The organism is Litoreibacter ponti, from assembly GCF_003054285.1.
GTDB lineage: Bacteria > Pseudomonadota > Alphaproteobacteria > Rhodobacterales > Rhodobacteraceae > Litoreibacter > Litoreibacter ponti.
In genome coordinates, this window is the sequence record NZ_QBKS01000001.1 from 2,705,597 (window position 1) to 2,728,010 (window position 22,414).

20 protein-coding genes are annotated in these 22,414 nt (G+C 62.2%); 8 read left to right on the forward strand and 12 right to left on the reverse strand.

Annotated features, from left to right (window positions below; translation table 11 throughout):
• Window positions 1-12 precede the first annotated feature (12 nt).
• Window positions 13-1,125: a polysaccharide biosynthesis/export family protein gene (locus tag C8N43_RS13715; protein ID WP_107846136.1), complete on the reverse strand. Its 1,113-nt coding sequence runs from the start codon at window positions 1,123-1,125 to the stop codon at window positions 13-15.
• Between the two features lie 290 nt (window positions 1,126-1,415).
• On the opposite strand from C8N43_RS13715, the gene C8N43_RS13720 reads away from it, so the two are divergent.
• The 4 genes from C8N43_RS13720 (at window position 1,416) to C8N43_RS13735 (ending at window position 6,143) form a co-directional block, all read left to right on the forward strand.
• Window positions 1,416-3,299 (forward strand): polysaccharide biosynthesis protein, encoded by a 1,884-nt coding sequence (locus C8N43_RS13720; RefSeq protein WP_245913003.1) that lies wholly within the window; start codon window positions 1,416-1,418, stop codon window positions 3,297-3,299.
• A gap of 38 nt (window positions 3,300-3,337) precedes the next feature.
• Window positions 3,338-4,159, forward strand: coding sequence for an NAD-dependent epimerase/dehydratase family protein (locus C8N43_RS13725; RefSeq protein ID WP_107846138.1), 822 nt, complete (start codon window positions 3,338-3,340; stop codon window positions 4,157-4,159).
• Window positions 4,146-4,739 (forward strand): sugar transferase, encoded by a 594-nt coding sequence (locus C8N43_RS13730; RefSeq protein WP_107846139.1) that lies wholly within the window; start codon window positions 4,146-4,148, stop codon window positions 4,737-4,739. Before C8N43_RS13725 ends, C8N43_RS13730 begins: the two co-directional genes overlap by 14 nt.
• A gap of 66 nt (window positions 4,740-4,805) precedes the next feature.
• Complete coding sequence (locus tag C8N43_RS13735; RefSeq protein ID WP_107846140.1) at window positions 4,806-6,143, forward strand: UDP-glucose dehydrogenase family protein; 1,338 nt, start codon at window positions 4,806-4,808, stop codon at window positions 6,141-6,143.
• 54 nt (window positions 6,144-6,197) lie between these two features.
• Here the strand turns inward: C8N43_RS13735 and trxA are convergent, their stop codons facing one another.
• From trxA to regB, 8 genes are all read right to left on the reverse strand, one after another.
• Window positions 6,198-6,518 (reverse strand): thioredoxin, encoded by a 321-nt coding sequence (gene trxA, locus C8N43_RS13740; RefSeq protein WP_107846141.1) that lies wholly within the window; start codon window positions 6,516-6,518, stop codon window positions 6,198-6,200.
• A gap of 64 nt (window positions 6,519-6,582) precedes the next feature.
• Window positions 6,583-9,909, reverse strand: a complete 3,327-nt coding sequence (gene addA / locus C8N43_RS13745) for a double-strand break repair helicase AddA (RefSeq protein ID WP_107846142.1) — start codon at window positions 9,907-9,909, stop codon at window positions 6,583-6,585.
• A complete protein-coding gene (gene addB, locus C8N43_RS13750; RefSeq protein ID WP_107846143.1) occupies window positions 9,906-12,830 on the reverse strand; it encodes a double-strand break repair protein AddB in 2,925 nt (974 codons plus the stop codon). Before addB ends, addA begins: the two co-directional genes overlap by 4 nt.
• Window positions 12,823-13,512 carry a nucleotidyltransferase family protein gene (locus C8N43_RS13755; RefSeq protein WP_107846144.1) on the reverse strand — a complete coding sequence of 230 codons (690 nt, stop codon included), beginning with the start codon at window positions 13,510-13,512 and terminating at the stop codon, window positions 12,823-12,825. The genes addB and C8N43_RS13755 overlap by 8 nt, the downstream gene beginning before the upstream one ends.
• Window positions 13,505-14,512: an aminoglycoside phosphotransferase family protein gene (locus C8N43_RS13760; RefSeq protein ID WP_107846145.1), complete on the reverse strand. Its 1,008-nt coding sequence runs from the start codon at window positions 14,510-14,512 to the stop codon at window positions 13,505-13,507. Before C8N43_RS13760 ends, C8N43_RS13755 begins: the two co-directional genes overlap by 8 nt.
• Window positions 14,509-14,994 carry a tRNA (adenosine(37)-N6)-threonylcarbamoyltransferase complex ATPase subunit type 1 TsaE gene (gene tsaE, locus C8N43_RS13765; protein WP_107846146.1) on the reverse strand — a complete coding sequence of 162 codons (486 nt, stop codon included), beginning with the start codon at window positions 14,992-14,994 and terminating at the stop codon, window positions 14,509-14,511. Before tsaE ends, C8N43_RS13760 begins: the two co-directional genes overlap by 4 nt.
• Before the next feature lie 32 nt (window positions 14,995-15,026).
• A complete protein-coding gene (locus tag C8N43_RS13770) occupies window positions 15,027-16,622 on the reverse strand; it encodes a PAS-domain containing protein (RefSeq protein ID WP_158269985.1) in 1,596 nt (531 codons plus the stop codon).
• Between the two features lie 64 nt (window positions 16,623-16,686).
• The gene (regB, locus tag C8N43_RS13775; protein ID WP_107846148.1) at window positions 16,687-18,075 is read right to left on the reverse strand and encodes a sensor histidine kinase RegB; all 1,389 of its coding nucleotides are present in this window, start codon (window positions 18,073-18,075) and stop codon (window positions 16,687-16,689) included.
• Between the two features lie 99 nt (window positions 18,076-18,174).
• Between regB and C8N43_RS13780 the strand changes: the two genes are divergently transcribed.
• Together C8N43_RS13780 and C8N43_RS13785 are read left to right on the forward strand one after the other, a co-directional pair.
• On the forward strand, window positions 18,175-18,795 hold the full coding sequence (locus tag C8N43_RS13780; protein ID WP_107846149.1) for an SCO family protein: 621 nt from the start codon (window positions 18,175-18,177) through the stop codon (window positions 18,793-18,795).
• 86 nt (window positions 18,796-18,881) lie between these two features.
• Entirely contained in the window at window positions 18,882-19,436 is a 555-nt protein-coding gene (locus C8N43_RS13785; protein WP_107846150.1) for an ActR/PrrA/RegA family redox response regulator transcription factor, read from the forward strand.
• A 381-nt stretch (window positions 19,437-19,817) separates the two neighbouring features.
• On the opposite strand, the gene C8N43_RS19630 is transcribed toward C8N43_RS13785, so the two are convergent.
• A complete protein-coding gene (locus tag C8N43_RS19630; RefSeq protein ID WP_158269986.1) occupies window positions 19,818-19,985 on the reverse strand; it encodes a hypothetical protein in 168 nt (55 codons plus the stop codon).
• A 102-nt stretch (window positions 19,986-20,087) separates the two neighbouring features.
• Here C8N43_RS19630 and C8N43_RS13790 point away from each other — a divergent pair, with 102 nt between their 5' ends.
• Complete coding sequence (locus C8N43_RS13790; protein WP_107846151.1) at window positions 20,088-20,963, forward strand: LysR family transcriptional regulator; 876 nt, start codon at window positions 20,088-20,090, stop codon at window positions 20,961-20,963.
• Here the strand turns inward: C8N43_RS13790 and C8N43_RS13795 are convergent.
• Complete coding sequence (locus C8N43_RS13795) at window positions 20,953-21,432, reverse strand: GNAT family N-acetyltransferase (protein WP_107846152.1); 480 nt, start codon at window positions 21,430-21,432, stop codon at window positions 20,953-20,955. The two genes, C8N43_RS13790 and C8N43_RS13795, sit on opposite strands and share 11 nt — an antisense overlap.
• On the reverse strand, window positions 21,429-22,019 hold the full coding sequence (locus tag C8N43_RS13800; RefSeq protein ID WP_107846153.1) for an HD domain-containing protein: 591 nt from the start codon (window positions 22,017-22,019) through the stop codon (window positions 21,429-21,431). Before C8N43_RS13800 ends, C8N43_RS13795 begins: the two co-directional genes overlap by 4 nt.
• Before the next feature lie 76 nt (window positions 22,020-22,095).
• Here C8N43_RS13800 and C8N43_RS13805 point away from each other — a divergent pair, with 76 nt between their 5' ends.
• The gene (locus tag C8N43_RS13805) at window positions 22,096-22,395 is read left to right on the forward strand and encodes an S-adenosyl-L-homocysteine hydrolase (protein ID WP_107846154.1); all 300 of its coding nucleotides are present in this window, start codon (window positions 22,096-22,098) and stop codon (window positions 22,393-22,395) included.
• Window positions 22,396-22,414: the final 19 nt, after the last annotated feature.

Sequence of the window (22,414 nt, forward strand, 5' to 3'; positions counted from 1 at the left end):
CGGGCGTTTTTCTTAGTTGGAGACCTGCGCGGCCACGCCGAAGGTCGATCCGATCAGACCAAAGATCGTGCGCGCATTGTTGACCGGGCTTTCAGTGGCATAAACCACATCCTTGGGGTTGATGTGGAACTTGCCGGCGCTGAACAGACCGTCCGCATTCGTCAGGTCCATGGTGAAGACCACGCGCTGGTTTTCCGGGCCCCTGATGCCGTCGGTGCGCACGGCCTTCTGGCCATATTCGCGCAGGACCAGAATACCTTTGGGATTGGCGCGCGCGTCGGACAATCCACCCAACAGGGAAACGGCATCGAGTGCCGAGACATGCTCTTTCGGGAAGGTCACCAGCTCTTCCTTGCCGGAGGCGCCGAGACCAATGAAATAGCTCTCGTCCTCGACCACCAGAATTTTGTCCTGATGCCGCAAGGTCGTATCGAGAGACGGGGTCTTGAACAGCTTGTCCAGGCTGATGGCATAGGTGCTATTGCCGCGCAGAAGCCGGACCTGGGGATTTTGGAAGCCCGCTGACGCTCCCCCGCCCAGAGCGATTGCGGCAAGCACGGTCATGTCGCGCTCTTGCAGCGGGAAGGAGCCGGGGTTGTTCACCCCAGAGACCAGATCTATCGAGTGGCGCTGGCCGACCTCGGACGTCAGCTGCACCTGCGCGGACGGAGAGATGCTGATTAGCGCCTCTTGGACCGCATCGCGTGCATTCGATTCGGTCATGCCGCTGATCCGCACGGAGCCGACATAGGGCACAAAGATATTTCCGTTCGGAGAAACGGTGGAGGTCTGCAGCTGCGCGACCCTTTGCCCGGGCGCGGTGAGAAGTGAATTCTCGTCGCTATCCCAGACAGATAGCGTCACCGCGTCGCCCGGCAGAAGCGTTCGACCGACCGGCCCTTTTTGCTTTCCGATCCACGAGTAGCGCGCAACGTTGCCCGTCCGTGGCCAGTCTTTGACCCGCGGCAACAAGTCCTTGGTCACTTGGTAGACCGAGAAATCAGCGTCCTCGGCATCGGATTTCTTAATGATTTCAGACTGTAGCGCCGCCCCGCGCGGCAGATCACATGCGGCGACCGAAAACGAAACGGCCGCCATGGTAGCGATCCAGCGATATTTTTTCATTCTGGCCCCCCAAGGCGCTTGGCCGGGTATCCTCCCGCCGTTGACTTGAGAAACCACATTTGGGGAACGCGAGCAAGCTTGTGAGAGAGGCTCATGCAATTGCGCGAACGCCGCCAGAGAGTATCCTTGTTTTTCAGTCAGACCAGCCTGCGAGAATTCGCCGCTTTTGCCTCTTCTGCGGGTGGGGGCGCTTGCGTTGGAACTTGCATTGACCGTAGTTTGGCGTAGGGGAGAGAAACGTCGGCACAACTTCCCCGTGCATTGCACGGCGTGTCGCGCAAGGATTTATGATGTTTGATTTTTTTATCTCGTTGTCGTCGGGCTTTCGCCGCGCAATCCTGCTCTCCATCGATGTCATTTCAATCGCAGTCAGCGTCGTTTTTGCGTTTGCGATTCTCGAAGGGTCAGTTTGGCCTACGGCGGCACTTTCCCAATCGGGCCTCCTGATCCTGACCATCACTCTTTTGTCCGTGCCGGTGCTGATGCTGGTGGGCACCAACCGTGTGAAACTCTCCGCGTTCGAGATCTACGATGTGAACCTCGGCCTGTTCGCCGCGACCGCGATGGCCGCGATCACCGGCGTTCTTGCGGTGCTCAATGGCGTGCCGGATGCGTTTCAGTTGGCGATGGTCACCGCGGTGGCCTTCATGGGGGTACATGTCACCGGGCGACTGGTCGGCAGACACATCCTGCGACGCCGATTGACCGACGGTGAAGGGCGCATACCGGTTGCGATCTTCGGCGCTGGTGCGGCGGGCGTACAGCTTTTGGCGGCGTTGCGGAAGGATCTTTACATGCGCCCGGTCACGTTTGTGGATGACAATCCGGCGCTGCAATCGATGACGGTCTCTGGCATGAAGGTGCGGTCAAGATCCGATCTTGAGCGAATGATCAGTCGCGGCCGCGTGCAGCGGATTTTGTTGGCGATGCCGTCGATGAACGAGGTCAAACTTCGTCGCGTTACGCAAGAGCTGTCGAGCCTAGGAACGGAAGTTCACGCCCTGCCGTCCTACACCGAGTTGGTCGAAGGCAAGGGTCTTGCAGGCAGCTTGCGACCTGTGACCGCGGACATGCTTCTGGGCCGCGACAAGGTGGATTTGCAGACCCCGGAGATGGCGCGGGCTTATGCCGGGCGCCGGGTCTTGATCACAGGGGCGGGTGGCTCGATCGGGTCCGAGTTGTGCCGTCAGATCCTTGCGTGTCGCCCGCAGCGGCTGACGCTGCTCGATCACTCCGAATACGCGCTCTACACCATCGCGCGAGAGTTGCAGCCCCTGGCGGACGCTGCGGGTATTGAGCTGACAGCGCGGCTTGGCTCGGTGTGCGACAAGGCGCGGATGCAGCATGTAATCGCGGAATCTGAGATCGATATCGTGCTGTTTGCGGCGGCCTATAAGCATGTTCCGCTGGTCGAGGACAACGAGATCGAGGGGCTACGCAACAATCTCTTCGGAACGCTGACAACCGCCGAAGTCGCGCAAGCCGCACAGGTCGAGCGTTTCATTCTGGTATCCACCGATAAGGCCGTGCGCCCGACAAATATCATGGGCGCGAGCAAGCGCCTTGCGGAGCTTGCGATACAGGACCTGCAAACCCGCTCCGAGACGACCAAGTTCGCGATGGTCCGTTTCGGCAATGTTCTTGGCTCTTCGGGTTCGGTCATTCCGCTGTTCCAAGAGCAGATTGCCAAGGGCGGGCCGATCACGCTGACCCATGAGAAGATCACGCGATACTTCATGACGCTGTCGGAGGCCTCTCGTCTGGTGCTTCTGGCAGGTGCCTATGCCGATGGCGGGGATGTTTTCGTGCTCGACATGGGTGCGCCCGTGAACATCCGCGATCTGGCCCGTCGCATGGTCGAGCTGTCCGGCCTGACCGTGCGCGATGACGAAAACCCGTTGGGCGATATTGAGGTCGAAACCATCGGGCTGCGCCCCGGCGAAAAGCTCTATGAAGAGCTGTTTCTCGGCAAGGATATCCTGCCCACGCCGCATCCGAAGATCATGCGGGCCGAGGAAAACCGGCTATCTCAGATCGAGATGGCCCGCATCCTGAAGCAGGTGCGTGAGGTCATCGCGACCCAGGACGCCGATGCGCTGCGCTATATTTTGCAGGAAAGCGTGGATGGCTTTCAGGGCGTCGACGTGGCCGCGAAGGTGGATGGCCTGCGCTGAGCGGCTTTGGTGTGAAATCGAACTCCCCTTGTCTTTTGATGGGCGCGTCGAGCCGCGTCGGCTCCATGATCGCGCGGGTTTGGCGTGCGGGAGCTTTCCCTGTCCTGACCCAAGCGCGCCGTGGGCCATGCGATCTTGTGTGGGACCCGCTGGCTGACGGAACGGCGCCGCTTGAAGCGTTCTGCGCGAAGCAGGGTCGTCTATCTGCAATCGTCTCCTTCGTCGGTGCGACGCCCGGCGGCTCTGGTGAGATGTCTCAGACTGCTGCTCTGGCGTCTTGCCTCCTGAAAGCGGCGAAGGCGTGCGGTATCTCGCGGGTGCTGCTGGCATCTTCTTCTGCCGTGTATGGTCCCGGGCAAAACCTGACTGAGGCGCATCCGCTGCTTGGTTCATCGGACTACGCGCGGGCCAAGATCGATATGGAGAATGTTGCTGCCGGATACCGCACGCCCGCGCTCAACGTGTGTTGTCTGAGGATCGGCAACGTGGCCGGGGCGGACGCGCTTCTTGGTCCCTCGGGACACCACCGATACATTGATCGATATGCGGACGGCGGCGGGCCCATGCGCAGCTATATCGGGCTCAAAAGCCTCGCGCGCACGCTCGAGGCGCTGTTGGGCCATACCGAGCCTTTGCCCTATTTTCTCAACGTCGCAACAGCGCCGCCTGTGGCGATGGAGGAGCTCGCCGAGCATCGCGGGCTAGATTGGGAATGGCGCGAGGCTGCGCCACACACCGGGCATCTTCAACGGATCACCCTCGACGTGTCGCGGCTGCGAGCGTATGTCGGGGACGGCGTGCTCAAAGCGGACGCGCAAAGCCTGGTTTCGGAATTGGACGGTCTCGATGACACCCACTAAACGCGCGTTTGATTTGCTGTGCGTTCTGGTGCTTGGCCTGATTTTATTGCCGGTCTTTATTTTGGTGGCGATCTGGATCGCGGTCCAAGACGGTCGTCCGATCCTCTACCGGTCAGAGCGGATGCGTACCCCGACGCAGGCTTTCGATTTGCTGAAGTTCCGCACTATGACTGTTGCCGACGCGGATCGCGGGGTGTCTGGTGGGGACAAGTCATCCCGTGTGACCCGTGTCGGGGCCAAGCTCAGACGTCTGCGGCTCGATGAGATCCCCCAGCTGTGGAATGTGCTAGTGGGCGACATCAGCTTCGTCGGCCCCCGACCGCCGCTGCGGGAATATGTCGAGCGTTTTCCCGATCTCTACGCAGAGGTTCTCAAGAGCAGGCCGGGTATCACGGGCCTTGCATCCGTGAAGTTTCATCGCCGGGAAGGGGCGTTGCTGGCGGCCTGCAATACACCCGCAGAGACTGATGAGGTCTATGCCCGGCGATGTGTGCCCCGAAAGGCGCAGCTGGACTTGATTTACCAGAGAAATCGCTCGATTTGCTTTGATGCCATATTGATGATCAAAACGGTCTTTTGACTTGGAGTTGACAGGATGCGGCGCATAGCGCATCCGAGGCGCACGTTTTCTGCGGAAGGGTTCTTTATGAAAATCGCGATGATTGGCACGGGGTATGTTGGCCTAGTCTCCGGCGTTTGTTTCTCGGATTTCGGGCATAACGTGGTGTGCGTCGACCAAGATCCGCGCAAGATCGAGATGCTGAATGCCGGTGAGGTGCCGATCTACGAGCCCGGGCTCGACGCGCTGATGGCGAAGAATGTCGAGGCTGGCCGTCTGTCCTTTACCACTGATCTGAACGAGGGGATCAAGGACGCTGAAGCGGTGTTCATCGCCGTTGGGACGCCCACGCGACGGGGCGACGGGCATGCGGACCTGACGTTTGTTTATGCCGCGGCGCAGGATATCGCGACAGCGCTCGTAGCCGCGGGCAATCCCTACACCGTGATCGTCACCAAATCGACTGTGCCGGTGGGCACCAATCGGCAGGTGAAGCAGGTTGTCCGCAAGGCCGCGCCCGATTTGCAATTTGATGTGGCCTCCAACCCGGAGTTCCTGCGCGAAGGGGCGGCAATCGAGGACTTCATGAAGCCTGACCGCGTGGTCGTCGGGGTCCAGAACGATCGTGCTGCAGAGGTCATGCAAGAGATTTACCGCCCGCTATTCCTGCGCGATTTCCCAATCATCACGACCGATCTGGAAAGCGCGGAGATGATCAAATACGCAGCCAACGCGTTTTTGGCGACGAAGATCACCTTCATCAACGAAATCGCCGCGCTTTGCGAAAAGACTGGCGCGGATATCAAGAATGTCTCGAAAGGGATGGGGCTGGACAACCGGATCGGCAACAAGTTTCTGCATGCGGGTCCCGGTTACGGCGGCTCGTGCTTTCCGAAAGATACCAGCGCTTTGGCGCGGATCGGCCAGGAACACGCCGTTCCCATGCAAATCACGGAGGCCGTCATTCGCGTCAATGACGGGGTGAAGGCGCGGATGATCGAGAAGCTGCGCGATCTCTGCGAGGGCTCGTTCAACGGCAAGACGATTGCGGTATTGGGCGTGACCTTCAAGCCCAATACCGACGACATGCGCGATGCGCCGTCGCTGACGATCGTACCCGCACTGGTAGGCGGAGGCGCCAAGGTGCGTGTGGTCGATCCGCAAGGCGCACGGGAGGGCGAGCATCTGCTGCCCGGCGTGCAGTGGCATGATGACCCGTACAAGGCCGCTCAGAAGGCGGACGCGCTGATCATCCTGACCGAGTGGAACGAGTTCCGCGCGTTGGATCTCAAGAAACTTGCACGCAAGATGGCAAGCCCCCGGATGGCTGATCTGCGCAACATCTATAGCGCGAAAGATGCCAAGCGGTCGGGGTTTGAGGCCTATGTCTCGGTCGGTCGCGAAGACATGTTCAGCGTCGGCTGAACGCAAAACGGCCGCCCGGATCAGGGGCGGCCGTCAGTGTTAGATTGGCTGGGATCAGACGCTTTCGTCGATCCAGCTTTGGAACGCGGATTTCGGGGCGGCGCCAACGCGGTTCGAAATCACTTCACCATCTTTGAACATGTAGAGCGCGGGGATCGAGCGCACGCCCACCTGGGCCGCCACATTGGGGTTCTCGTCGAGGTTCACTTTGACGATTTTCACCTTGCCCGCGTACTCGTCCGACAGCTCTTCCAGCGCCGGGCCGATCTGCTTGCAGGGGCCGCACCATTCGGCCCAGAAATCGACCATCACGGGGATGTCGGACTTGAGGACTTCGGCCTCGAACGATGCGTCAGTTGCGGCGACGGTGGCCATGTGCGTGCTCTCCAGATGGGGTTTCAATTCAGGAGTCGGAACCTAAGAGTGCGCCCCGCAGACGTCAAGATGTATGGGCTGACACCAGCGCTTGCCTCACGATGTCGTGTGGCATGGGCATAAGAGTGGCGGTCTCGGTCCAAAGGATTGCGATCTCTATCTTTTTGCCGAGGTAGATCGCTTCTAGCATCTCAAGATAAGCGCCCATCTGCGCGGAAATTCCGCTGGGGACCGATTTCGGCTGGTTTGGAACGACGGTGTTCGACTTGAAATCCACGGCAAGGATTCGGTCAGGCTCAATCAACAAACGGTCGATAGTCCCAAGCGCCACGCGTCCGTCGAGCGCGGCAATCGGTGCGGTGAGGGAGACCTCTGCCATGGTGCCGGGCGCAAAGATATAGGCGAGATGGGGGGCGTCGAGCACGCGGCGCGCGAGCGGCAGGAGGTCCTCGTCGCCGGGGCCGACGCGCCCGAGGTTTGTGGCGGCAGCTTCCCAGTCGGCGACCGACAGGTTCGGGAGGTGTTCGAGAAGCCTGTGCAGGACGGTGCCGCGTATCTTGGCGGCGTCCTCATCCAATGCGCGCCCGGTTGGGTCGGGCAAAGCTTTCGGACCTTCCAATTTGGACGGTAAGAGAGGCTCGCTATCGCGTTTCGGCTCTGGCGCCTTGGCGTGTGCCCATCCGGGCAACTCCGCTGTTGCGTCGATTTTGGACACTGTCTGCGCTGGGAGGTCTTCGGGCCAAGCAAGATGGGTCAGCCGCGCCGGGTTACCCGCCGCCCGCATGCCCTCGGCCGCGACGGCGTACCAGCCGCCATCCTCTAGCTTCGCGGGATCACCTGCGCCGCAGATGATCAGCCAGCTTTCGGCCCGGGTCATCGCGACATAGAGCAGCCGCATCCGTTCTTCGCGTTGCCGGTCCTTTAGTGTTTCAGTCAGAACCAGCTGCCCGTTCGGCATTTCAGCGGACCGCGCCTTCCACAGGGCCGCACCGCCTGCGTCGAGGATTTCTTCGTCGACGCTCGTTTTGGTCTTGCCGGTATCGGGCAGGATCACGATGGGTGCTTCGAGCCCCTTGGCGCCGTGCACGGTCATCACCCGAATTGCGTCGCCCGCGCTGTCCATCTGTCGCTTGATCGTCACCTCATCGCGCGACAGCCATTCAAGAAACCCCGTGAGCGAGGGCACATCCGTGCGCTCGTAAGCCATCGCCTGATCGAGAAGCGCGCTGATGCCTTCCTCGGCCTCTGGGCCCAGCCGTGTGATCAGCCGACGGCGGCCGTTGTGGAGGGTCAGCACTCGCTCCAGCAGGTCGTAGGGTCGGTCGAAATCAGCGCGGTTCCGAAGATCCTGAAGCATTGCGTAGAGCTGCGGGAAGCGGTCCTTCTGCTCCTCCAAGGCCGCGCGTAGATAGGAGGGCCTGCCATGAGCGAGATCGAACAGCTCCGCCTCACTGATCCCGCAAAGGGGCGAGCGCAGCACCGCAGCGAGCGACAGGTCGTCCTCGGGCGTGGCGAGGTAATTGAGAAGCGCGGTCAGGTCTTTGACCCCGATCTCTGCGCCGATGCGCAGACGGTCCGCGCCCGCCATCGGCAGCTCAAGCGCCTTACATGCGCGGATGATCTCGTGAAACAGCGTTGATCGTCGCTGCACAAGGATCAGGAAATCCCCGGCTGTGATGCGGCGGGTCACCGGCGCGCCGTCGACGATCTGGGTGATCTGGCCATGGGCGATCCGGTCGCGGATCGTCTCTGCGATCTTGCGCGCAAGGATCACCGAATGATGAGTGTCGCCCACAATGTCGACGGGGTCATACCAGTCCCGCTCGTCGCGCTGGTCGCTCTTTTCGATCCACGGCCAAAGGTCGACGCGGCCGGGCAGCTCTGATTTGAACGCGATGTGTTCGATCTTGTCGCCCATGCCCTTGAGGCGGGGGCCTGTGAAGCAGTGGTCGACGAGGCGCAAGACAGGCTCGCTGGAGCGGAAGGAATGCAACAGATCCTGCCGTGCGAGGCTTTTGCCGACATTGTGCAGCGCCTCGTCGAAATGGTGGCGCATCGCCTCGAACGCATCGGGGTCCGCGCCTTGGAAAGAGTAGATCGACTGCTTCTGATCGCCGACCACGAAGATCGTGCGTTCCGTATCGGCCCGGGCACCCACGCCGGACGTGAACTCCTGCGCCAACAGTCGCACGACGTCCCATTGCCGCGGTGAGGTGTCCTGCGCCTCGTCGACAAGAATATGGTCGATGCCGCCATCGAGCCGGAACAGAACCCAGGCGGCCATTTTGCTATCGGTCAACAAAGTGCGCGTCTTGAGGATCAGGTCATCGAAGTCGAGCCATGCGCGGCGCTGCTTGTGCGTCTCGATCCTTGGCAGAACGGCCCCGGCGAAATGGTGCAGGGCGCGTGACTTCTCGAACGCCTGCAAGGCGAGGCGCGGCTGGCGCGCATCGCTGACGCGCATCCGCAGCGCATCGAAAGGCCCCAGAAGCGGGCCAAGCGCATCCTTGGCATCCTTCGTAGGCGGATGTGTGCGGGGCAGGCCCGCGCTTTTGCCCGATGCTGTCAGAAACAGAGTTTCCAGCCGAGCGAGCGTGTCGAGCGATGGGACTGCCAGGTCTATTGCAGCAAGGTTGCGGCCCAACTGCGCATCGGATGTTTTTTCGCAGCTGCCAAGAACGGCGCTCGCGTCGCGTAGCATCTCTGCCTCGCCGCCCAGAAAGACGCTGGCAAGAATGCTTTCTTCGGTGACGCTTGCGTCAAGATCACACAGGGCGCGCAGATCGGTATCCAGCATGGGCTGCGCGAATAGCTCTCTTTGCGACAGAAGCTCCATCATGAAGCCCTGGGTGTCTACACCAGAGAAATGCCGCGCGAAGCCCGATAGCGCGCCCGGGTCCTCTTCGGCCAATTCGTCGAGCACCTCTTCAAACAGTGCGCGCAGCGTGCGGTCGTCCATTTCCGTGAAGGCGGGGGAGACGCCCGCCTCGAATGGGAAGCGGCGCAGGAGAGCCGCGCAGAATGAGTGGATGGTCTGGATCTTCAGCCCGCCCGGTGTCTCGATCGCCTTGGCAAACAGGCGACGCGCCTCTTCGAGTTTGGTTTCGCTGACCGTCGTGCCGAGCTTCGCGAGGTTTTCGCGCAGCTCCCTGTCGGGCATCATGGCCCATTCGCCCAGCCGGTCGAACAGCCGGTTTTGCATCTCTGATGCGGCGGCCTTGGTGTAGGTCAGACAGAGGATCCGCTCCGGCGGGGTCTCGTTCAAAAGGAGCCGCGCGACCCGGTCGGTCAGAACGCGCGTCTTGCCAGAGCCCGCATTGGCGGCGAGCCATGTGGAGGAGGTCGGGTCAGCGGCGCTGACCTGCGCGCGGGTGGCGGCGTTCATCTTCATGTCTGGCCCACCGTCACCGGGTGGACGTCATCGGTTTCGTCCCATTCGCCGAAGCGCGCAAGATGGTCGTAATCCTGACTCCAACGCGTTTCGTAGACTGCGCGTCGAGAGGAGTAGCCCTTGTCGGGGTCGGCATAGGCGGTGATCAGCTCCACGAAACTTTCCCAGACGGCGCCGAGGTCGCCGTGGCCGAAATCCTCGCTGTCTTCCTTGGCATGGGCCCCCAGCCCAATGTAGCCGGCTCGCAGCACCTGAGCGTCGGTCAGGGCCGCGAAGCCACCGCGCTCGGCGATGGTTGCGAGCAGGGCAAGCTGCTTGTCGAAATGCTTGCGCTGTTTTGGTGTCGGCAGCGCGCCGGTTTTGTAGTCGTAGATCACGGCGTGGCCGTCGGGGGTGATGTCGATGCGGTCTGCGCGGCCTTCCAGGGTGAAATCCAACGGCTCGATCCGCGTGTGACCCGTCTCTTCAGTGAAGCGCGGGCGGGCGAGTTGGCGCCGCTCCGCCTCGCTTGCGATGAACCATTGCGCGGCGCGGGTGAACTTGGCGTCCCATAGCATGCGCGCCGCAGGCCACGGGACCATCTGGGCGAGAACTGTGCGGGCAATGGTCAACAACTGGTCTTCTGCATCGTCGGGCAGGCTCATGGGCGATGCCTGCGTGAAGCGGTCCATCGCTTCGTGCAGGGCACGACCTCGCAGCGGGGCATCCGCGGTGGCGTGCAAGGGGTCGAGGGGCCGCAGCCGAAGGACGTATTTCGCATAAATTGCGTATGGATCGCGGATTAGCTTTTCGATTTGTGTGACGGGAAGCTTCTTCGGGCGCGCCTCGACCGGCGGTTGTGGAGAGGGCCGGGGGGCAGGTGGTGTCGCCTCTGCGGGTGTGTCGAGACGCGCTGCCATTTCAATCCACTCATCGCCGCGCGCCTGCATGGCGGCAAGTGCGTCGCGTCCATCCTCGAGCCCGCCCAGAAGGTTGGTCAGCCGGTTCATCCAACGCGCCTGCACCGTCTCGGCCTCCGCGTCGCGCTTGGCCCGGGTCAGCCAAACCTCGGGCGCAGAGATCGCTTGCTGGAAATCGTGGGCAGACAGACCCACGCGTCGCTCTGGCAAGAGCAGACCCGCGTCCTTGCGCATCTGGCGGTTGAGCCATGGGTCGGGGTCGGGCAGATCAGGCCAGATGCCGTCATTGAGACCCGCAAGGATGACCAGTTCTGCGCCCTGAACCCGCGCCTCCAGCGTGCCCCAGATCATGATGCCTGGATGCGGTGCATTGGCATCTCGCACCTCGTGGCGACCCAGGGTGAAAGTGATGAGATCACTGTAGGCGCTTGGTGAAAGGACACCGGCCTTGTCGGCAACGGTGCGCAACTCTGCCAAGGCTTCCGCGGCTTTCTCGCCCGGCTCTTTCTTCCAAAGCGCGCTCTGCTCCGCGCCGGGTCCCTGGGCAAGGTGTTCCGTGCAGGTCAGGTGCAGATCGAGATGGGCGTCCAACTCACCCTGCTGCGCAGCTTCGAGCTGTTCGAGAAGCGGCCAAAGCCAATCGGCCCAGCCTTGCAGCTCTGGCGTGCAATCGCGCTTGGCGATCCATAGGTCAAGATCGGCGCGGGTCGGGAAGGGGGCGCCCTTGCGCAGAACCTCCAGTTCGAAATCGCGCGTATTTTTCAGATGCGAATTGCGCTGCGAGGCGCAGACCAGCGGATGCTTCAGCAGCGCCAGAAGCTTGTCGGAGGCCAATGTCTGGCCCATCAGTTGCGCCGTCTGACGCAGCAGCCGCCCCACCGGGGTCTGCAGCAGTGGAACGCCCGCACTGTCGTCCGGCTCGATCCCCCAGCGGGCGAGCGCGGAGGTCACCTGCCGCGTCAACGTGCGGTCCGGCGTGATCAATGCGGCGGTCACGCCGTCCTCAGCGGCCCGTCGCAAGCGCATTGCAATGGCTACGGCTTCGTCCCGCGCGGTCGGGGCCTCCAGCAGGGTCAGCGGCGCGGTTGCCTCATCGAGGCCTTGCAGCTTCGGGCCTTCCGACAGCCATTCGTCGGTGACCGGCGCGGGGCGTAGGGCGAGTGAAATCAGGGCGTTGCGCTCGGTCGAAACGGGCGCTTGGGTGTCCCAGGATTTCAGCCTCGTTGGGTCAAGGTCGAGGTTTTGCAGTAAGGTGCGAAAGCGGAACTGCGGATGGCCCTCGCCGGTCAGCGGGTCGTCGAGCTGTCGCCAAACATGCGCTGGCATCTGGTCGTCGAAGCCGGGCAGGATCAGCGCGCCTTGGGGCAGCCGGGCCGCGGCCTCCATCACAAGACGCGTTGTGCCGCGGGAGCCGGTGGAGCCAACGATCAGGATCGAATGCTCGGGCGGGGCGGCTTGCCAGCGCGAAATCAGCTCCAGCGCCGCGCCGCGCTGAGTTTTCTGGCCGCCATCGCCGGTCCCGATGAACTGTGCCACCAGGTTCAGAAACGCCTGGCTGCGTTGCCAATATTGGGCGTGCTCGCCCACATCAAGCTTGGCTATGTCGGATGGAGCGACGCCCTCATCCTCCATTTCCTCCAGGAGGCTGGCGAGGCTGTCGGCCAGATCGAAGGCCCGGGCGGGCGTGTCGAAGGCGCGCTCGCTGTCGATCAGCTTGCGCACCAGTTGCGCCAGCTCCAGCCGACGGCCAAGGGCCGATGTCGGGTCGGGCCGGGGCGAGAGTGGCGTGTGCGCGATCTCGGTGATCAGGTGGATGCGGGGCAGGATCTGCGCTCCGCCATCGCAGAGAAGCGCGCGGATGCGGCGCTGCATTCGGGTCGTGTTGACGTAGATTTCCACGTGCGTGGCCGTCTCCGGCGGAAGGTCCTTGATGCGCGTCCGCAACCCATCGACCACCGCTTTCGGGAAGTCGACGCCACAGGGCACGTGAAAAACGCGAGCGTGCGCCTGCGGCTCAAACATCGCCGTGCTCCTGCAGCATCGTTTCGGCCAATTTGATCCCATCCGGCGTGCCGACATCGGCCCAATGCCCCGGATAGGTGACGCCGTAGGCGGCTCCTCCGGCCAGCATCTGATCCCAGAGCACGTTCAGCGAAAAGATATCCTGCGTTATGGCATCCAGCCGGTCCGTCCGCAAAAGTTGCGCGCCGGTATAGACCATACCGGAGGTGTCGCGTTGCAGCTGGCCGCCGTTTCCGATCGAGAAATTCCCGGACCGCGTGTAGCCGACCGTGCGCTCAACGGGCACGAGCAAAAGCAAAGCCTCCATGTTGTCTCGCCAACCTTCAGCAAGGATATTCAAGGGGTTGGGTCCGGCCCAAACCACGTCCGAGTTCATCGTAAAGACCGGGTCGGAACCCAGTTGAGCGCGTGCGTTGCGCAGACCGCCGCCGGTATCGAGCACCTCCGGGGCTTCGGTGATGACGGTGACCGGGGTGTCGGCCAGATGCGCTGCGATCATCTGGGACTTGTAGTGCGCGTTCACCACGGCTCTCGCGCCGAAATCACTGACGCAGGACAGGGCGTGGTCGAGCAGTGGGCGGCCCGCAACCTCGATCAAGGGTTTCGGGCGCGTGTCGGTCAAGGGCCGCATACGAGTACCGAACCCCGCGGCGAAGATCATGGCCGATGGTGCCTCATCCATTGGCGGCATCCTTGATGCGGGCGATGACCTGGGGTGTGGGCTCGGGGATGTGGGCGTGCACAAACTGCTTCAGTTCAGCCAGCGCAGGATGGGCCAAGTCAGAGCGCAGATTGCGCCACAGACGGATCAGAAGGTCGGGGTAGGATGTCTTTCCGTCGCGCACGCACAGCCGAGTGAAGACGCCGAGCACCCGCAGGTTTCGTTGCGCCGAGCACGCCGCGTAGGCCGCGCGGAATTGCGTTGGCTCCGCCTTGGTTCGCGTGATGTAGAGCTGAAGTGTACTGTCCTGCACTTCTTGCGAGACGTCGCGGCGCAAATCCTTCAGCAGGGACGCCAGATCATAGGCCGGATGTCCGAGCATTGCGTCTTGGAAGTCCAGAAGCCCCACACGCGCAACACCCTCGCGGTCGGGCAGCCATAGCAGGTTTTCGGCATGGTAATCCCGCTGCACAAGGACCGAGGAGCCTTTCAAGTGCGTCTGCAATAAGTCTGCGACCACGGCGCGGTATTCGGCGCTGGGAAATTGGTTTTGTCCAGTCGCGGCGATATACCACTCAGGAACCAGCATGGCAGCGTCGGTCATCGCCTGCGGTCCGTAATCCTTCAGCCCACCGGGCGGGTTTGCGGTTTGCGCGACAATCAAGGCATCCATCGCGGCCTCATAGAGTGCGGGCTCGCGCTCCGGGTGATGCTCTAGCACCCGGGCAAACAGCGCGTCGCCAAGGTCTTCGATCAACAGAAAGCCACGTTGTTCGTCGGCGGCATATACGCGTGGGGCGCTCAGCCCGAGACCGCTCAAATGCCGCGCGATTTTGACGAATGGGCGCGTGTCCTCGCCCTTTTCGGGCGGTGCGTCCATCAGGACGACTGAGGGGCGGTCCGGATGGCTTATCCGCTCGTACCGGCGGTTCGAGGCATCGCCGGCCAGCAAGCGACGGGTGCCGCCCTGCCAATCCGTCTGATCGAGGAAATGCTGTGCGGCCGCGTCTCGATCAATCATGCAGCCTGCGCCTGATACTGATCAAGCCACGTGTCCACCAGCGAAGCAGGCCCCGCGATTTGGGCGTGGCGCACATCCGGATTGGCGGGGTCGAGGGCCAATTCGACCCGCAACGCATCCTCGGGTGCAAGATCACCCATCCTGTCGGTCCATTCGATCAGACAAAACGCGGTCTCAAACGCTTCCTCGAGGCCGAGCTCAAGCAACTCGTCGACGCTGGTGAGCCGATAGAGGTCGGCGTGCCATATCTCCAGCTCGCCCACTTGGTAGCTTTGGACGAGGGTGAAGGTGGGCGAGGGAACGGCCTCAATCGGCGTCTCGTGCAGATGCATCAGATGGTGGATCGCGGCGCGCGCCAAGGTGGTTTTCCCCGCCCCGACCGGCCCGTCGAGCAGTACTGTCACGCCGGGCCGCGCGATGCTTGCGAGGGCCTGCGCAAGGTCGTCGGTGTCTGTGGCAGAGGACAGGGTCAAAGCGGTCATGACGCAGAGTGTTACGCCAAGCCGCGCGACCTTCAACCCGCCATTTTTGCACTCGCTTCCGCGGGGGCGGCAGGTGCTGGCATGATCGCGCCCGCATCCCCGCTCGGCATGAACTCGATCATCGTCGCGCCACCGCTGAGGGGCTGAAAGCGGCACTGCAGCGCGCGGCCATTGGCAAGCATTACCGTGTCGCTCCATTCGGCGCGGTCGCCGCGTTGGACAACAAAGTCCCGCGCGTCGCCCCAGATCGGATCAGGCGTGCTGGCTGATTGCCACATCCGGCTGGCATCCGTGATGGTGATCTGGTCCATCGCGGCCTCGGGGTCTGTGCCCCATAGCGCGTGATATGCGGCGTTCTGCATCGAAATCACTCCGTCGCTGTCGAACACGACCAAGGCGTTCGGCAGATTGTCCAGCAGGGTCTGGCTCATGTTGAGCTCGCGGCGGAATTTGCGGGTCAGGGTCATCTCTGCGGTGATGTCTTCCAGCAAGAAAGCCACGGCACCTTCGGGATGCGGCTGCCCGGTGACCCGGTAGGTCTGTCCGGTGGCCAGGGTCCATGTCTCGCAATATGTGCCGTCGCTGGCCGACTGCACAAGGCCTTCGATGCTTTGCCGCCAGTCTTTGAAGTCGCGGCGCTCCGGCACCATCCGTTTCTCGCGCAGCTCGTTGAGCACATCGTAGAGCGTCGGGCGCGTGGTCAGCCAAGCGGGCTCCAGACGGGTCAGATCGCTGAGCGCAGGGTTGAACATCACCAAGGCGCGGGAGCGATCGAACACGGCCAAGCCGATCGGGAGCGCGGCGAAGGTTTGTGTCAGGGTCTGCATGAAGCTGCGCAACGATTCTTCGGCGCGCACGGTGGCCGCCGCGTCGGTGGCAAAGTTGAGCGTGCTGGTGCCAATGCCAAAGCGTGTCACCTCAAATGTGCGCGCGTCTTCGCCTTTGATCGGCAAGCTGGAGCGCTTGACCTTCGGCTCGCAGCCCGGCGCGGTCACAGCGCCACCGTGAAACAACTTCGCGGGCGGCCAGGCGCCTGTGTCAGCGGCAATGTCGGCCTGCGCCATCAAAGTGAGATACGCCCTGTTGGCCCAATCGATCTGGCCATCTGCGGTTTCGCGCCATGCCGGGTGCGGCGTCGCATCGACGGTCGAGCGCAGGACAGTCAATTCAGCCTCCGCCGCACGCATTTCGTCGCTTTCGACGAGCACACGGCGCGCCAGTGGGGCCGCGACGCCGGATATCCGTAAGGTCAGGAAACTGCCATGCAATTCCGCCGCGACGGTGATCGACCCGTCCTCCGTCGGTTCTGTCATGTAAAAGCTGTCGTGATGGGCCGGGGCATTCTCGAGCCTGGATGGCAGGTCCGGAAACATATCCGCCAACCGGTCAATGAGCTGATGATAGACGTCTTCGTCGAAATCTTCGTAGGCCAGAGTACGGCGTGCATGGGGGCAGGCGCCGATGAGTTCGCGCGCCTCAAAACGAAACTCGAGCGTTTCCGAGGGCTTGGAGCGCCTGCGCAGTCCGAGCAGTGAGACGACACCCACGCAAAGGGCCACGCCGATGATCGCGCCGAACCCGAATATGGTCCCGATAGATGCGACGTCATCCGGGGAAAGCTGGTTCATGCGCGCGGTCCTTTCTGAACGGCCTATCGAGCGGTCAGGAAAGCGCAGAAATCTTAAAGCTTGATTAAATCGGGATGGGTTTGTTTTCGCCAAGTGCGCGGGACGTCTCACCGCGATCCTCGACAATGGCAGTCGCGGGCCAGACGACCTCTGCAATCGCGCCGCTGCGGGCATTGCCGCTGCTCGCGCTCCCGTCGGAGCCGTTGGCAAAGCTGATCTCTGCGCCTGAGCGCTCCAGCAAGGTCTTGGCGATAAAGAGGCCCAAGCCCATGCCTTCGTATTCCGGCCTGCTCTCATCGCGCTCGCGCTTCTCGCCGCGCTTGATGAAAGGATCGCCGATGCGTCCAAGAAGATCGGTCGGGTAGCCGGGGCCGTCGTCGATCACCCGCACGGTGACGGAGCTGTCAGACCAGCGCGCTTCGACCCAGATCCGGGTCTTTGCGAAGTCGACGGCGTTTTGGACGAGATTGCGCAGACCATGAATGATTTCGGGGTGCCGATGGATGCTTGGCATGGTTGGCGGCGTTCCGGTGCGGGGCGAGAAGTCGTAATTGATCTCGATCCCTCGGTGCGAATGCGGCTCTGCCGCTTCCTGCACGACGGAACTCAGCGGGGCGGTGCGCAGGTGAAGGTCGTCCTTGCCCGCACGTCCCATGGAATGAAGGATATCGCGACACCGGTCGGCCTGTTCGCGGATCAGCTCCGCGTCCTCCTTGAGGTCGGGGTCGTCCAGTTCGTCCACCAGCTCGGAGCTGACGAGCTTGATCGTGGCCAGCGGCGTACCCAGCTCATGTGCCGCTGCGGCCACGACCCCACCGAGATCGGTGAGCTTTTGCTCGCGCGACAGTGCCATTTGCGTGGCCAGAAGGGCCTGCGACATCGACGTCGTCTCGGCCGTGACGCGTGAGGCGTAGATGCTGAGAAAGCCGATGCCGATGATCATGGCGACCCAGAAGCCCAACACAAAGAGCTGCGGCATGCGCAGCACGAAGCCGTTTTCGTTGCGCAGGGGCAGATAAAACACCGCTAGTACCGTCACTAGAACCACCGCCAACGCGGCGAGAAACAGCGTCGAGCTGGTGCGCAATGTCATGGCGGAGACCGTCACGGGCGCGAGGATCAGCAGGGCGAAGGGATTGTTGAGGCCGCCGGTCAGATACAACAGGAATGCAAGCTGACTGAGATCGAACAGCAAGGTCACCAGCACCTCGCGTTCGGGCAGGCGGCGGTTTTCGGGATAGACGAAGATCGCCACCAGATTGGTGATGACAGAGGCCCCGATGGCCATGACGCACAGGCCAAGCTCGATTTCGAGCTGCAGGTAGAGACTTGCGACGACAATCGCCCCAATCTGGCCGGAGACAGCCAGCCAACGCAGGATGATGAGCGTGCGCAGACGGACCACGCCGCCACGTCCGCGACCGGGCTCCAGACCGAGGGGAGCCGTCACCATCGCGGGAATGTGAGCAGGAGCGTCATAATGGCCGATTGATAGAGGAGGCGAGTTGGGGGATCAACTCGGCAACGCCCGCATCAAGAAGGACCCGCCGACATGAACAAGCTTTACGCCTTCACCGCCCTGAGCCTTGTTGTCGCCATGCTGGGTGGGCTTGCTGCGTTTGTGCTGCTCAACGGCGGCGCGGAAGACACGCAATTTGCCGGTTGTTCGGCCTCTGCGGTGGCCGGGGGCGATATTGGCGGCCCGTTCGAGCTGGTCAGCGAAACAGGCGAGACCGTGACCGATCAGGACGTCATCACCGAGCCGACGCTGGTCTATTTCGGCTACACCTTCTGCCCCGATGTCTGCCCGCTGGATGCGGCCCGCAATGCCGAGGCGCTGGATATTCTGGCGGAGCGCAGCGTGGAGGCGAACGCGCTGTTTATCTCTGTCGATCCTGAGCGGGATACGCCAGAGGTGCTGGCCGAGTTCACGGATGTGATGCACCCGGACATGTTGGGGTTGACCGGCAGCCCCGAGCAGGTGAAGGCCGCCTCACAGGCCTACAAAACCTACTACAAAAAGCAGCCGGGCGACCCGGATTACTACCTCGTCGACCACTCGACCTTTACTTATCTTGTGCTGCCAGAACATGGCTTCGTCGAGTTCTTCCGCCGTGACGCTACAGCCGACCAGATGGCAGAGACGGTGGCGTGCTACGCATCCGCAAGCTGAGCCACGGTGGCTCCGGATTAATTTGACGGAACCATTAGGCCGACCTACACCTTTACTACCTATCAAGGTGTCGGGAGAAGATTGCGATGGCAGACGGGCCGCTTAAGGATATCGGAGAAGACAATTCGCTGTTGATCGTCGATGACGATGAACCATTCCTGCGTCGTCTGGCCCGTGCCATGGAAAAACGCGGCTTCGCGCCCGAGACCGCTGAAAGCGTTGCCGGCGGCCGCGCGGTCGCGACGGCGCGCCCACCGGCCTACGCGGTGATCGATCTGCGGCTTGAGGATGGCAACGGGCTCGACGTGGTCGAAGTGCTGCGCGAGAAGCGGCCTGACGCCAAGATCGTCGTGCTGACAGGATACGGTGCGATTGCGACCGCGGTGGCCGCGGTGAAGATTGGCGCCACCGATTATCTTTCGAAGCCTGCGGACGCCAATGATGTGACAAACGCATTGCTTGCCAGCGACGACGAGTTGCCGCCGCCGCCCGAGAACCCGATGAGCGCGGACCGCGTGCGCTGGGAACACATCCAGCGGGTCTACGAGCTGTGCGACCGCAACGTATCGGAGACGGCGCGGCGGCTGAACATGCACCGCCGGACCTTGCAGCGCATTCTGGCGAAGCGGTCGCCGAAGTGAGGTGGCTGGGCGCGGTTTTGGTCTTGTCCGCCTGCGCACCCGCCACAACCACGCCGAAAACGGAACCGATCCCGTTTGCGCTCGATAATCGTGGGGTGCAGTTGCTGGATCGGTCTCAACGGATCGATTTTGGGCGCACCGACCACTCGACCATCCCAGCGATGACAAAACTCGTGGGGCTCCCGCCTGCAACGACCCGTGATTGCGCGGGCGGCGGGCAAATTGTTGTCTGGCCAGACGGAACCGGGCTTGTCTTTGCGGGGGGCGATTTCAGGGGTTGGGTGTCCACGGCCCAGTCTGCCGGGGCAGGCTTGACCTGCGCCCCGACAGCCTGAGCCGCAGACAGAGGCCGAGCGACAAGGAGGCGCCCGACCTCAGACCTCACCATAACTGCCGAAACGGGAGCAGCGTGTCGTGGTGATGCGAACGCGCACCCTTATGCGCGCGGGGACTGCGAATGTAGCGGTCGGCATGTTCTTTGAGATGATCGGGAAAATCGCGATTTTCGCGCTGGGCACGCAAGATCATGTGGGAGAGCAAAGTCAGCATCTTGATAGTCCTTCTATGAGGTGATGCCTGAGTATTGCCCTGTTGCATCCGAAAAGCACGTCAGTATGATTTCAAATATGTTAGTTCAACTTACAATTTCTTATGAAGTGGAGTGAGCTTCCTTCCCTCGCCGCTCTGCGTGCGTTCGAAGCAACCGCCCGTCTCAACGGTTTTTCCGCAGCGGCACGCGAGCTCAACGTCACCCACGCGGCAATCGCGCAGCACGTCCGCGCCTTGGAGGCTGATCTGGGGGTGTCGCTCGTCTTTCGCTCGGGGGCCGGTATGGCGCTGACGGAGCAGGGGCGCGGGCTTGCTGCGTCCCTGGGCGATGGGTTTCGCCAGATTGCCGATGGCGTCGCGCTGGTTCGTGCCCGCAAGGAGGATCAGCCGCTCAACATCTCGCTGACGCCAAGCTTTGCGGAGAATTGGTTGATGCCGCGCATCGGGGCGTTCTGGGCCGAGCATCCCGAGATCAAGGTGGCGCTGAACCCGTCGATGGACTTGGTGGACCTGCGCCGCGACGGGTTCGATATGAGCATCCGCTACGGGCGTGGTGACTGGCCAGGTGTCGACGCGGAGATGCTGGTTCACGCGAACTTCGTGATCGTCGGTACGCCGGAGATGGCAGAGCATGTGCAGGGCCGTAATGTGCTTGCGTTGGGAGAGCTGCCGTGGGTGTTCGAGACCGGGCGAGAAGAGCTGATCGTCTGGGCGCAATCGGTCGGGCTGGGAGAATGTGCGCTCGACTCTATCGAGGTGCCGACCAATTCCATGGCGATGTCGGCCACACGGGCCGGCGCGCGCATTTCGATCCAGAACAAGGCTGTTGTGGAGCGCGATTTGGCGGAAGGGCGCCTTGTCTGCCTGCACGAAGAAGCGCCGTCACGCCTTGGTTACTACCTTGTCCGCCCGCCCGGCATACGCTCAAACCGGCTAAAGATATTTGAGCGATGGTTGAAATCGGTCGCTAAAGGATGAGGCGCTTGTGCACCCGGTCGACGGGCGTGCCGTCCTTTAGGGGGACGCCTGTTGTGACGAAGCGATCCTCGAAGCCCATTCTCGTGTAGTAAGCGAGCCCACCTGAATTGTCCGCCCTGATCTTCGCCTCGATCTCGGCATATCCGGCGGCGCGGCTTGCGGATTTGGTGACCTCGAACAGAGCCGATCCGATCCCGCGCTGCGTCGTGCCGGGCCGCGCGAAGGTAGCGATGCCCCCGATATGGTCGTCCGGGGGATCGAACGGCTCCATCCACTGAAAGCCGACGATCTCGCCCTCGGCTTCGGCCACATGCAGGAAGGTCTTCGGGTCATCTGCCTCGACCAATCGGTCGAAATAGGCGGGCGCGAGCGGGTCTTCATAGGCGGTCGTGCCGCCAATGGCGATGATATCGTTGAGGATTTCTGTCAGCGCAGGTTTGTCGTGCGGGCTGGCCAAGCGGATCTTCATAGCATCTTCGACAATTCGGTGAAGCGCGCCAGAAACGCCGCTTTGACCTCCATGGGCGGGCGTGGGGTCAGGGTTTGGGGCAGCTTCGCATCGCCGGGCGCGCCGAAGAATTTGTCGCTTTCCGCGACCGAGAATCCAGCGATCTGCGTGGCCTCCAGCCATGCGGACAGTTTGTCGGCCTTCTTGATCTGCTTCTTGATCTTCACCGGGATCGCGGCGGGCAGTCCAAAGCGAATGTGGATGGCGGCCGTGAGCCGGTCGTCCAATTCGGCGTATCCCGGCCCGACGGCGGCCTTCACTGGCGAAATCATGTCACCGATGACGTATTCCGGTGCGTCGTGCAGCAGCGCGGCCAGCTTCCACTTGGTCGGCGCATCAGGATGGATGTTGGAGAATAACTGTTCGACCAGAACCGAATGCTCGGCCACCGAATAGGCATATTCGCCGAAGGTCTGCCCGTTCCAGCGCGCGACGAAGGACAGCCCATGGGCGATATCCTCGATCTCGATATCCATAGGGGTCGGGTCGAGCAGATCGAGCCTGCGGCCCGAAAGCATCCTTTGCCAAGCGCGGGGGGGTGCGGGCATTCGCTGGTCCTCACGTTCACATCATTATTGGGAACTTTGCCCCGCTGCCCACGTTTTTTCCACGAAGGAGAGACCAATGAAACCCGGAATTGTTATTGCTCTGACCGCGCTTGTATTTGCCACCCCGGCATTCGCACAGGAGGAAACGCTTTGCATGGACAGCTACGCGTTGGAAGCGTCCCTAATTGATTGGTATGGCGAAGCGCCGGTGGAAGGCGAGACCGAAGAGAACCGTCAATTATGGGCGGCTGGTGTCGGCGGAACCTGGACCGTCGTGACCTACGAGCCGAACGGCCAAAGCTGCGTTCTTGCCCAAGGTGACAATTTTATGCCCACCGACATGAGTGACGTCTTGGTCGCAGCCTTGGACGGATAGCCGCCATTGAGCCTCGATT

Coding starts and splice junctions, on each gene's coding strand:
- C8N43_RS13715 (WP_107846136.1), bottom strand. CDS start 1,125: ATGAAAAAATATCGCTGGATCGCTACCATGGCGGCCGTTTCGTTTTCG.
- C8N43_RS13720 (WP_245913003.1), top strand. CDS start 1,416: ATGTTTGATTTTTTTATCTCGTTGTCGTCGGGCTTTCGCCGCGCAATC.
- C8N43_RS13725 (WP_107846138.1), top strand. CDS start 3,338: ATGGGCGCGTCGAGCCGCGTCGGCTCCATGATCGCGCGGGTTTGGCGT.
- C8N43_RS13730 (WP_107846139.1), top strand. CDS start 4,146: ATGACACCCACTAAACGCGCGTTTGATTTGCTGTGCGTTCTGGTGCTT.
- C8N43_RS13735 (WP_107846140.1), top strand. CDS start 4,806: ATGAAAATCGCGATGATTGGCACGGGGTATGTTGGCCTAGTCTCCGGC.
- trxA (WP_107846141.1), bottom strand. CDS start 6,518: ATGGCCACCGTCGCCGCAACTGACGCATCGTTCGAGGCCGAAGTCCTC.
- addA (WP_107846142.1), bottom strand. CDS start 9,909: ATGAAGATGAACGCCGCCACCCGCGCGCAGGTCAGCGCCGCTGACCCG.
- addB (WP_107846143.1), bottom strand. CDS start 12,830: ATGTTTGAGCCGCAGGCGCACGCTCGCGTTTTTCACGTGCCCTGTGGC.
- C8N43_RS13755 (WP_107846144.1), bottom strand. CDS start 13,512: ATGGATGAGGCACCATCGGCCATGATCTTCGCCGCGGGGTTCGGTACT.
- C8N43_RS13760 (WP_107846145.1), bottom strand. CDS start 14,512: ATGATTGATCGAGACGCGGCCGCACAGCATTTCCTCGATCAGACGGAT.
- tsaE (WP_107846146.1), bottom strand. CDS start 14,994: ATGACCGCTTTGACCCTGTCCTCTGCCACAGACACCGACGACCTTGCG.
- C8N43_RS13770 (WP_158269985.1), bottom strand. CDS start 16,622: ATGAACCAGCTTTCCCCGGATGACGTCGCATCTATCGGGACCATATTC.
- regB (WP_107846148.1), bottom strand. CDS start 18,075: ATGGTGACGGCTCCCCTCGGTCTGGAGCCCGGTCGCGGACGTGGCGGC.
- C8N43_RS13780 (WP_107846149.1), top strand. CDS start 18,175: ATGAACAAGCTTTACGCCTTCACCGCCCTGAGCCTTGTTGTCGCCATG.
- C8N43_RS13785 (WP_107846150.1), top strand. CDS start 18,882: ATGGCAGACGGGCCGCTTAAGGATATCGGAGAAGACAATTCGCTGTTG.
- C8N43_RS19630 (WP_158269986.1), bottom strand. CDS start 19,985: ATGCTGACTTTGCTCTCCCACATGATCTTGCGTGCCCAGCGCGAAAAT.
- C8N43_RS13790 (WP_107846151.1), top strand. CDS start 20,088: ATGAAGTGGAGTGAGCTTCCTTCCCTCGCCGCTCTGCGTGCGTTCGAA.
- C8N43_RS13795 (WP_107846152.1), bottom strand. CDS start 21,432: ATGAAGATCCGCTTGGCCAGCCCGCACGACAAACCTGCGCTGACAGAA.
- C8N43_RS13800 (WP_107846153.1), bottom strand. CDS start 22,019: ATGCCCGCACCCCCCCGCGCTTGGCAAAGGATGCTTTCGGGCCGCAGG.
- C8N43_RS13805 (WP_107846154.1), top strand. CDS start 22,096: ATGAAACCCGGAATTGTTATTGCTCTGACCGCGCTTGTATTTGCCACC.